Origin of the sequence: Allofournierella sp., from assembly GCF_017889395.1 — a bacterium.
Taxonomy (GTDB): domain Bacteria; phylum Bacillota; class Clostridia; order Oscillospirales; family Ruminococcaceae; genus Allofournierella.
Genome location: NZ_JAGHKE010000141.1, coordinates 1 through 3163 on the forward strand (window position 1 = coordinate 1; position 3163 = coordinate 3163).

General features: G+C 62.7%; 5 protein-coding genes. 1 reads left to right on the plus strand and 4 read right to left on the minus strand.

Annotation, left to right across the window (positions count from 1 at the left end; translation table 11 throughout):
* The 4 genes from J7G73_RS12740 to J7G73_RS12755 all read right to left on the minus strand — a co-directional run.
* A partial coding sequence (locus J7G73_RS12740; protein ID WP_291246540.1) for a toxic anion resistance protein occupies positions 1-422 on the minus strand: 422 nt, incomplete at its 3' end.
* 80 nt (positions 423-502) lie between these two features.
* Entirely contained in the window at positions 503-1132 is a 630-nt protein-coding gene (locus tag J7G73_RS12745) for a 5-bromo-4-chloroindolyl phosphate hydrolysis family protein (protein ID WP_291246541.1), read from the minus strand.
* Positions 1133-1262: 130 nt separating this feature from the next.
* On the minus strand, positions 1263-1742 hold the full coding sequence (locus J7G73_RS12750; protein ID WP_270914303.1) for a DNA-deoxyinosine glycosylase: 480 nt from the start codon (positions 1740-1742) through the stop codon (positions 1263-1265).
* Between the two features lie 12 nt (positions 1743-1754).
* On the minus strand, positions 1755-2606 hold the full coding sequence (locus tag J7G73_RS12755; RefSeq protein ID WP_291246543.1) for a Cof-type HAD-IIB family hydrolase: 852 nt from the start codon (positions 2604-2606) through the stop codon (positions 1755-1757).
* On the opposite strand from J7G73_RS12755, the gene J7G73_RS12760 reads away from it, so the two are divergent.
* Positions 2550-3163 (plus strand): AzlC family ABC transporter permease (locus J7G73_RS12760; RefSeq protein ID WP_291246542.1); only part of this gene is annotated, 614 nt, incomplete at its 3' end. The genes J7G73_RS12755 and J7G73_RS12760 overlap by 57 nt on opposite strands.

Sequence of the window (3163 nt, forward strand, 5' to 3'; positions counted from 1 at the left end):
TCGATGTTGTTGCCCGCCTTCTTGAAGAAGCCGAAGATGCCCTTGGACTCCTCTTCCTCGGCGTCGAAGTTTTTCAGCTCGCCCACCAGGCTGGCCAGGGCTTCGCCCACCTCGCCCAGGTCCTTGGTGCGGACCTTATCCAGAGCGGCTTCGCTGAAGTCGCCCACCTTTTTCTGGGTGGCCGCACCGTACTGCAGCACCATCTGGCTGTTGGTCACGTCGATCTTATTGGCGAATTCCTCCACCATCTTCTGCTCCTCGGGGCTCAGCTTGGCGGCTTCCTCGGCCAGCGGGTCCGGCGCGGGGGCGGGCTCGGGCTTGGCTTCCTCCTTGGGCTGCTCCACCTCCAGCGTAAGGCTGGGCATGGCGGTGGCGTCAAAGCTGTCGAAATTCAGTTCGGGGGTCATCTTGTTGTCGTCCATCTTGATTGCTTCCTTTCTGTTCTGGCAATACCGCATCCTTCACGCCGGTCACGCCGGTCGGCCGGCTGCGGAGTCGCCGTTTAGTCCACAAGGCCCTGGCCCTTCAGCATACCGTTCAGCACTTCCAGATCGGTGCTGATGTCCAGTGCATCCCTTGCGAACAGGCTGTCCAGCTGATTTTCAAAAGCGGTGGCGATGGTCTGGGCGTTCTGGGCAACCTCGGCCCGCACCCCGGCCGCGTTCTCGCCCTGCACGCCCTTCTCTTCCAGCTCGGCGTAAAGGGTGAGGATCTTCACCGCGTCCTGTACATAGTAATTGGCGAACCGCCGCACCTGGGCGGCCTTTTCCGGGTGCTGCTCCACCTCGTTCAGAATGCCGAGGCAGGCCTTTTCCATCCGGTCCATGGCGGCGCTCAGGGGCGCGTCCTCGATGCGCACGTTGAGCTGGTGCAGCTCCTTGCGCTTTGCGTCGATGAGGGCCAGCATCTGGTCGGCATCCTCCTGGCCGGTCATGAAGGGCACCTCCTTGCGGGTGACCACATCCGGGCAGAAACGCCGGGCAGCGACAAAGCCCGCCACCGAAAGCACCGCGACCACCGCCAGCGCCCACAGCTGATAGATGGGCAGCACCAGCGCGCCCACCAGCCAGACAAACCCGGCGAAATACCAGGGCAGCACCGACTTGCGGCGCACCTCGATCCATTTGCTCATACTTGTTACCTCCAACACCGCGCCAAAAGCGTGCTGTATCTTTATTCTTTTATGATACCAACCGGCCCCCGAAAAATCAATGAACAGGGTGTTAAACCTCTTTAGTGAAAGAAAGTATTTTCCGCCCCGTTCACCCGAGAAACGGCCCCAGCGCCGCGCCCCAGGCTGCGGCCAGCCTGTCCGGGCTCCAGGCCGCGTTGGCCGGGCTGGTGCTGGGCAGCTTTACCGCAGGAATGCCGCTCACCGGCTGCAAAAACCGGCCGTACAGCGTGTACGCCGCCGCCCCGTTGCAGAACACCGCCTCGATGGGCGAAGAAGCCAGCACCCGTTTCAGATCCACCGGCACCGGGTCGCGGATGGTGGCATCCTGCGCGCCCTCGATGGTGCAGTGCTCCAGCACATCCCAGAGGGCCAGGCCGTGGGTCAAAATCAGGGCTTTCTTTTCCTCCGCCGTGCCGGGCGTTTCGCACCTGCACAGCCTTGCCAGCAGCGGCCAGAACCGGTTGCGGGGGTGGCCGTAGTAAAAGCCCTCCTCCCAGCTTTTGGGGCTGGGCCAGCTGCCCAGGATCAGCGCCCGGCTGCCGGGGCCATACACCGGTTCAAAGCTCATGGAATTTCCCCCTTACTTCAAAAACAGCGCTTCCACCACCTGGCGCACGCCCTCCTCTTCCACGCCGGGGGCAATGTGCTTGGCGGCGGCTTTGGCCTTCTCCGAGCCGTTGGCCATACAGTAAGAGCAGCCCGCCAGCTGCAGCATGGCCACGTCGTTGTCGTTATCGCCCATGAAGACCAGCTCCTCCGGCTTCCAGCCGGTAATTTCCAGCAGCCGCTCCATGCCCCGGGCCTTGTCCACATCCGCCTGCATCACATCGTAGTAGCCGGGGCGGTAGGGCACGAATTTCAGGCCCAGATAACCGTATTTTTCCTGGAAGTCCTCCACCTGCTCCGGCGGCAGAATGGCAAACGCCCCGAAGGGCATGCTTTCCAGATGGCGGTCCTGGTCCTCGCCGTCCAGCACGTACTCGCCGTGGCCGGTGGCTTTTTTGTAAAACTCCCACATTGCCTTGTATTCCACATAGACATAGTAGTTATCCTCAAAATTGAAGGCCAGCGGATAGTCGAAATCCTCGAAGAAGTCCACCAGGGCGTACATCTCCTCGGCGGTCAGGTCCTGGCTGTAGAGCAGCTTGCCCTGCCGGTCCAGAATCTGGGCGCCGTTGGCGCAGATCATGTAGTCCGGCTTGATGCCACCCAGAATCTGCGGCTCGATGGCAAAGCTGGTGCGCCCGCTGGCGATGACCACCTTCACGCCCTTTTTCTGGGCCGCCTTCACCGCCGCGGCCACCGCCGGGCGGGCGCTGGGCTCGCCGTTGTATAATGTGATACAGCACTTTTGTTGTAAGGGGGATACACACCCATGAAAGGGGAATACAGGGCAGGCCTTGCGGATGGGCTTGCCATCGGCATCGGTTATTTTTCGGTGAGCTTCACCTTCGGCATTCTGGCGGTGAAGGGCGGGCTTGCGGCGCTGACGGCCGGGCTCATCAGCCTGACCAATCTGACCAGTGCCGGGCAGTTCGCCGGGCTCACGGTGATTCTGGCCCACGGCTCGCTGGTGGAGCTGGCCCTCACCCAGCTGGTGATCAATCTGCGCTATGCGCTGATGAGCCTTTCGCTCAGCCAGCGGCTGGGGCCGGAGTTCACCACCCGGCGGCGGATGACCATCGCCTTTGCCAACACGGATGAGATCTTCGCGGTGGCCATGGGGCGCACCTCGCCGCTGACCCCGGCCTACATGTACGGCCTTGCCACCCTGCCCATTCTGGGCTGGACCCTGGGCACCCTGAGCGGCGCGGTGGCCAGCGGCCTTTTGAACGCGGCGGTGCGCAGCGCGCTGGGCGTGGCGCTCTACAGCATGTTCGTGGCCATTGTGGTGCCGCCCATGCGCCAGCTGAAAAGCGTGCGCATCGTGGTGGCGGCGGCGGTCATCGTCAGCTGCCTGATCGCCTGGGTGCCGCTGCTGAAATTCAT

What these genes read in the sequence shown, in the direction of transcription:
- J7G73_RS12750 (WP_270914303.1), bottom strand. Translation starts at nt 1,742, where the DNA reads ATGAGCTTTGAACCGGTGTATGGCCCCGGCAGCCGGGCGCTGATCCTG.
- J7G73_RS12745 (WP_291246541.1), bottom strand. Translation starts at nt 1,132, where the DNA reads ATGAGCAAATGGATCGAGGTGCGCCGCAAGTCGGTGCTGCCCTGGTAT.